Origin of the sequence: Plesiomonas sp. (assembly GCF_051650925.1) — a bacterium.
Lineage (GTDB): Bacteria > Pseudomonadota > Gammaproteobacteria > Enterobacterales > CAMTGL01 > Plesiomonas.
In genome coordinates this window covers 1-7,619 of record NZ_JBOFRH010000108.1, presented here as the reverse complement: position 1 = coordinate 7,619, position 7,619 = coordinate 1, and the positions used below count along the sequence as shown (strand labels likewise).

Below are 7,619 nucleotides of genomic sequence, written 5' to 3'. Positions count from 1 at the left end.
AACGATTTAAAAACCAGATGGTGTGTATGTGCATATCAATACACTCGGTGCAGTAATGCTTGCGGTGAATACAAAAAAACGGCCTCATTTCTGAGGCCGCTTTTAGCTATGTTAATGTATATTAAGTAATATCATTTATATGATGCAATGCTTATTTATGCTTACCCATTACTGCATCGGGTGAGATCCCCAGAGCAGTTGCGATGCCCATGCCATAGGCTGGATCAGCACGGAAGCAGTTGCAGATGTGGCGCAGTTTAATGTGCTCTTCCACACCGAACATCGCACGCGCAGTATTTTCAAATAGGCGAATTTGCTCATCGTGCGGCATAAGGCGGAACAGATCACCGACTTGTGCAAAAGGGTCATCACCAATGCTGTGATCGTAATGTGCGGCATCGCCATTAATGGCTAATGGTGGCTCGGCAAAGTCAGGTTGTTCTTCCCATGTTTTATAGCTATTTGGCTGATAACCCAAGGTGCGACCATTATTGCCATCAACACGCATTGCACCATCACGGTGGAATGAGTTGACAGGGCAGCGTGGAGCATTGACCGGAATCTGGCTGTGGTTAACGCCAAGACGGTAACGGTGCGCATCACCATAAGAGAATAGGCGACCTTGCAGCATTTTATCTGGTGAAAAACCAATACCCGGTACAATGGTTGTTGGTGCAAAAGCGGCTTGCTCTACATCAGCAAAATAGTTATCAGGGTTACGGTTTAACTCCATAACACCCACTTCAATTAATGGATAATCTTTATGTGACCATACTTTTGTTAAATCGAAAGGATTAACTTTGTATGTTTCAGCATCTTTCTCTTCCATAATTTGAACAGCTAATGTCCAGCGTGGGAAATCACCGCGATCAATGCTTTCAAGTAAATCACGTTGATGGCTTTCACGATCATTGGCAACAATCGCGGCTGCTTCTTCATCCGTCAGGTTTTTAATGCCTTGCTGGGTAATAAAGTGAAATTTAACCCAAAAACGCTGGCTATCTTTATTAATAAAGCTGTAGGTATGGCTACCAAAACCGTGCATATGGCGGTATGAGAACGGAATACCACGATCACTCATGGTGATAGTGACTTGGTGCAGCGCTTCGGGAAGATGAGTCCAGAAATCCCAGTTATTATTGGCTGAACGCATGTTGGTGTAAGGATCACGCTTTACTGCATGGTTCAAATCAGGGAATTTTAACGGATCTTTTAAGAAAAAGACGGGGGTATTGTTACCGACCAGATCCCAGTTGCCTTGCTCGGTATAAAATTTAACCGCAAAACCACGAATGTCACGCTCAGCATCAGCCGCGCCACGCTCACCGGCTACGGTTGAAAAGCGGGAAAAAATTTCAGTTTTTTTACCTACTTCAGAAAAGAGAGCTGCTTTTGTGTATTTGGTAATGTCATGTGTGACAGTGAAATGACCAAATGCACCTGAGCCTTTAGCATGCATACGACGCTCTGGAATCACTTCGCGATCAAAATGAGCCAGTTTTTCGAGAAACCATGCATCTTGCAGCAACATTGGACCACGTGGGCCAGCAGTGAGTACGTGTTGATTATTCGGTACAGGTGCGCCGAAGGCGGTAGTTAACTTTTTATCAGACATTATATATTCCTTGTCTTTGCTGTACTGTGTTTTTCAAGTATAGATGAGTTAATTGCGAACTAAATAGTTTGATTATTCTATTATTCCAATAGGTGTAACTTATTGTAATTCGCATAAAACAGATTCCTTGTCTCATACAGGAATTGTATCAAACCTATAATGAAATGTGTCATTTAGTTTTATGTGCTGTGTGTCTTTATTAAAAATGTAAAATTAACGCGCATATAAAATATGACTAGAAGGTTAACTATGTTTTATTTATGGGTGTTTTTGTGCTGAAATGTAATAAAAGCAAGCCATGATTACATGACTTACTTTTATTATTGTGTGATTTTTAATGCACGAAAGATTATTTAGCTGGATTAGAGATCAGCTCGGTGGGTAGTGCATCATCAGTTTTGTTTTTCATTATTCTCCGGCGCTGTAATTGAATAATAAAGACAAAAAGGATAAAAGCAGGGATCCACATTATCTCTTTAGGGATACGCGTTGTGGGGGTGCGAACCTGTAAGAGCGTTTGATCAAATTCAACACCGGCAGCGGCGGCAGGGCTACCAAATGTTACGGTATCAATGCGTGTGATATTATCTTCCTGATAAGTACTGATCCCTAATTTTTCCAGCCGCTCTTCACCTGATGCGCCATCAGGTACGGTAAGTAATACAGTAAACTGGCGAGGTTTTCCTACCGCATCTTCCCCCTGAAGTTCTAAGCGTAGCGTACTGTTTTCATCGACTAAACCGAGAGTTTGGCTTAACTCTGCAGGCGGTGTGGTTTGATAAGGGTCAGAGACTCTATCCAGCCAAAAATCGGGTCTGAATAGGGTAAATGCCACCAGCAAAAGCAATACGGTTTCATACCAGCGGCTTTTAGTCAGGAAGTAGCCCTGTGTGGCTGCGGCAAAAATGAGCATGGCAAGGGTGGCAACAATAAATATCAGTACGCCGTGTGCAAAATCAACGTTGATCAGCAACAGGTCGGTATTGAAAATAAACAAAAAGGGTAGTGCGGCAGTGCGTAAACTGTAATAAAACGCAGTAATACCGGTTTTTATCGGGTCACCTTTTGATACGGCAGCCGCAGCAAATGAGGCCAATCCAACCGGAGGGGTAACATCAGCCATAATTCCAAAATAAAACACAAACAGATGAACGGCAATTAACGGAACAATCAGCCCATTTTGTTGCCCCAGCGCCACGACAACCGGCGCAAGCAGGCTCGATACCACAATATAATTTGCCGTGGTCGGCAGCCCCATACCTAAAATTAGGCTGAGTACGGCAGTGAGCAGCAGCATTAACAGTAGATTGCCCATAGAGAGCAGTTCGACCAAATCGGCCAATACCAGACCAACACCGGTTTGTGATACCGCGCCGACAATAATACCCGCGGTAGCGGTTGCAATACCGATACCAATCATATTGCGAGCACCGGCAATTAAGCCTTCGCGCAGATCAATCACACCATCAATAAAACGGCCATAACAGTGGCGTTTATCACGACGCAGCATGTTTAGTAATGGGCGCTGTGTGAGCAAAATGATCATCAATATTACGCTGCCCCAGAAGGCAGATAAGCCCGGTGACAAACGTTCAATCATCAAGCACCACACCAGTACCACAACCGGCAGTAAAAAGTGCAGGCCGGAAAGCAGTACTGCACGGGTTTTTGGCAGTTGGTCGAGTGGTTTATCGGGGTCTTCAGCCGCCAAAGGTTCGTTACTGGCCGCAATTTTCAGTAATCCAATATAAGTTATGGCAATTAACACACCAATACCGGTGAGTGCATAATCTCCCAAAAGCGGTTTTAACCAGCTTAAACCGTAATATACCAACAGCGAAAGCCCGCTAATGAGCGCAGCACCAAATGCAAACCCTGTTAACCGATATAACCACGGGCGGGGTGCTGAGTGCTGTGCCAGTGGCTGCATGTTCAGTTTGAGCGCTTCCAAATGCACGATATACAGCAAGGCAATGTATGAAATTGCCGCAGGCAAGAAGGCGTGCTTAATAATATCAACATAGGGAATACCGACATATTCCACCATCAAAAACGCGGCAGCGCCCATGACCGGAGGCATAATTTGCCCATTAACCGATGAGGCCACTTCTACCGCTCCGGCTTTTTCTGCGCTAAAACCGACACGCTTCATCATCGGAATAGTAAATGTACCGGTAGTTACTACATTGGCTATCGATGATCCTGAAATCAGCCCTGTTAGCCCAGAGGCGACAACCGCAGCTTTTGCTGGGCCTCCGCGTAAATGTCCGAGCATACTAAATGCCAATTGAATGAAATAGTGCCCGGCACCGGCACGCTCTAACAAGGCCCCAAACAGCACAAACAAGAATACAAAACTGGTGGATACCCCCAGAGCGATACCAAATACACCTTCGGTTGTGATCCATTGGTGGTTGGCCAGAGCCGTTAAACTTACGCCGCGGTGGGCTAATAATCCCGGCATCCACGGCCCTGCAAGGCTGTAGGCTAAAAAGGTGAGTGCTATCGCCGGTAGTGCAATACCCAATGCTCTACGCGCCGCTTCTAACAGTAGGGGGATGCCGATACAGGCCGTAATAAAGTCAGCAGTTGCCAGATTTCCGGGTCTGAGCGCCAGTTGTTTATACATCACAAACAGATAGGCGGCTGTTGCCGCAGCAACCAGCCCCAGCGCGATATCAATAGCCGGAACATACTTTCTAGGGGAGCGGCGAAATGCAGGAAACACCAGATAGGCAAGCAGCAGCGCAAAGGCTAAATGTATAGCGCGTGTTTCAGTATCATTTAATACTGCAACACCAAAAATAAAGGGAAGTGGAGAGGCTATCCACAGTTGAAACAGAGACCATATCAGTGCTAATCCGGCAATTGTCCATGCCATAGCACCAGTTGGCAAACGTGCACCAACATCTTCTGCAATAAGTTCTTCAGTAGAGAGTGATTGTGGTTGCATAAGATAACTCAACGGATACAACTAAACAGACTGACTTAATAAACGAATGTTTATTAAGCGCGGCATACCTGCACGTAGTGGTGAGCTAATATTGTGTACAGGTAAAAGTAAAAACCCGATAAGCCACATTGATTTAAAATAATCGGCTAAACAGACATCGGGTTAAACATATACCCACCCGTAAATAAACACCGGTGGGTAGGGGGATTACATCCAGCCACGCTCTTGATAGTAGCGTGCGGCTCCTTCATGCAGCGGTGCAGAAAGACCCACTTTAATCATGTCTTGTTCTTGTAACTCAGCAAACGCGGGGTGAAGCTTCTTGAAGCGGTCAATGTTGCTGAAGACGGATTTTACCAGTTGGTAAACAATTTCAGGGTCAGTATCGGCACGGGTAGAGAGTACGGCTTTTCCACCAATGGAAGGAACAGGATCTGGGTTGCCTTTATATAACCCCCCTGGAATATCAGCTTTGGTAAAATAGGGTTTTTCGGCCAGTAGTTTATCAATTTCTGGCCCTGTAACAGGCACTAGTACGGCATTTGTGGTGGTTGATGCTTCCTGAATTGCCCCATTCGGGTGGCCAACAAAATAGCTCATCGCATCAATATTATTGTCGCCAAGCGCAGAAGCTTGTTCTGCCGGTTTAAGCTCAGAGACTAAACTAAATGCCGAACGATTCCAGCCTTTTGCCGACATTAGCTCTTCAAATGTATCACGCTGACCTGAACCTGGGTTACCGATATTAACGCGTTTTCCTTGTAGCGCATCAAAGTTGCTGATATTCGCCTCTTTTCGCGCTAAAACAGTGAAAATTTCACTTTGTAAGGAGAACACTGCGCGCATATCCGCCATTTCACCCTCTTTTTGGAACGGAGCAAGGCCCTTCATTGCTTTATACTGGTGATCTGACTGCATAATGCCGAAATTATATTCACCACTGCGCAGGCCATTTACATTTGCAACGCCACCACCACTGGCAGGGGCATTGCACTTAATTTGATGATCTGCTGCACCACGGTTTAAAAAACGGCAAACAGACTGACCTGCCACATAATACACTCCGGTTTGGCCACCCGTACCAATAGTGACAAATTGTTCAGCTGCGGCAGCCGAGTAGCTGAATACAGAGGTTGTGAGAACGGTTGAAAGTGCACACGCTAGTGTTATTCCCTTCATGTAATAGTTCCTTCTTTTGAAATGACAAACTGCCCCAAGCGGGGAAGAAGAGTAAAAATCATACTGACCGATACGGCTACCGATCATGGCTTTGGCTATCTTGCCAACATAGCGTTTGATATTGTTTCCAACTCAAACCAATAAAATAAGCCTCTAAGATTAAGCATAAAACCTTAGCGCAAATCAAATTAACGTGCATTTTTTCAGCATTAAATGTTGTAAAGTTTGAAGTAAGTCATTTGTGTTATGTAAAAAACAACAGTGTGATGTGTATCTTTGAAGGGATATCACTGAGCGTTGCATCATGATGCGTTGTTTTTAAAAGTTATTTAATTTCAATGACTTAATTGGTTGTTGTGTTTTATTTTCAGGTCGGTGAGGTATAACGTAGCTATAACGGGTAACGCTCTTACGTTAACAGGCTGTATCGGTAGGGTATGAATAGAACGCAGCGTTCTAATTTCAGACGATTATGCTAAAAAAATGTAGATATTTGTTATTTGTTTTCTGGCTAATTTTAAAAGTCGATCTACACTGAGTAATAGGTATCAGATAGACGATACCTTTTTTGATAGATGCATTGAAAACGCACACTTGTATGCCGCTACAGCGCGCATGACAAAATGCTAAAAGCACCAAAGCACCAAAGCACCAAAGCACCAAAGCACCAAAGCACCAAAAAAATCTGTATGCTAGACCGCGCGTAACTCAATATTACGCCAATAGAGTGACTCCTACAGGAGTTCTGTGGAAAAAGTTAGGTTACAGCGTCAGATAAAACGAGCAATTTACAACGTTAGAAAATGTACAAGATGAAAGTAACAAGCCAACGTAGATGAAAACATAAAGGAATCTTGCTGAAGGAGAGAGCTAAGTACGAGTTAAGTAAACAAGTAAGTCGCTAAGTAAATAACAAATGTTCGTGTAAAACTGCCAAGTCACAATTGAAACAGCAAACGTAAATCAAATGTACATGTAAAAAGTAAAATCGATAACAGTAAGCAAGGAAGTCGTAAAATACGCAACATGCATTGTAACAATGAAAAACAGCTTAGTAATCATTGAGCAATGAGTAACAGGTAAGATCCACAGTAACAAGAACCACGGCTACAAGGTCATGCAAGCCAATCGCCGAGGAGGTGGCAGGATGCTAGTTCCATTACTGTTAAGTGTTATCGTGTTACTGCTTGTGATTGGTTTGTTTATTACTACCAAACGATCATCAAACGGAAATCAGCTATACCGGTCTTCAAATACGCCGGGTAATTGGAAACGTGAAATTGAATAAAGTGTTAAAAAGAGGTTTTGTGAGTGTTTTTAAAAACGGTGAAGTTATCTGCAACGTAAACCGTAACACAAACATAGGTTGCTGATGACTTTGAATGTTAACGTAAAAACAGTGAGTTTCTCTGTAACACGCACTGTAAAAAGTATCTCCATAAGTGTTGCAACATCCTGAACCGGAATGGCTAAATAGCATTCCGGTTTTTTTATGTCAGTGTATTTGCGCCATATCTCTTTGCACGATGATTAATAAACCCAATCACGCAGCATAAATGTCATCGTATGGCCAGCGCCCTCAATAAACAGCGTAGACTCCTGCAGCTCTAAAACCACGCCCGTACTCATCATTTGCTGAAATAATCTATCCCACTGATTTAAGCGTGTATCTGCACATATTTTTGTCTTAATGGCCTCATTTTTTTGTTGGTGTGCAGATACTGGGTAATTGAGTGGGGTTAGCATACCTTGAACTTTGTTATTTTCTTGCGATACGTGACCCTGTAACTCATTGCAGAATGTCGACCCCATTATATTTTGTTCATTAAAATCAATGCCCGGATACATTGCTCGTGGATGTATTGGTAAAGC

The 7,619-nt window shown here is 43.6% G+C and carries 4 protein-coding genes; all 4 read right to left on the bottom strand.

Annotated elements, in window-relative coordinates; translation table 11 throughout:
- Window positions 1-151 precede the first annotated feature (151 nt).
- Window positions 152-1,615 carry a catalase gene (locus ACRC27_RS02370; protein ID WP_438623972.1) on the bottom strand — a complete coding sequence of 488 codons (1,464 nt, stop codon included), beginning with the start codon at window positions 1,613-1,615 and terminating at the stop codon, window positions 152-154.
- 349 nt (window positions 1,616-1,964) lie between these two features.
- Window positions 1,965-4,568: a TRAP transporter permease gene (locus ACRC27_RS02365; protein ID WP_438630054.1), complete on the bottom strand. Its 2,604-nt coding sequence runs from the start codon at window positions 4,566-4,568 to the stop codon at window positions 1,965-1,967.
- A gap of 207 nt (window positions 4,569-4,775) precedes the next feature.
- Window positions 4,776-5,747, bottom strand: a complete 972-nt coding sequence (locus ACRC27_RS02360; protein WP_438630056.1) for a TAXI family TRAP transporter solute-binding subunit — start codon at window positions 5,745-5,747, stop codon at window positions 4,776-4,778.
- A gap of 1,530 nt (window positions 5,748-7,277) precedes the next feature.
- On the bottom strand, window positions 7,278-7,619 hold a 342-nt coding region (locus tag ACRC27_RS02355; RefSeq protein ID WP_438639108.1), incomplete at its 5' end, for a hypothetical protein.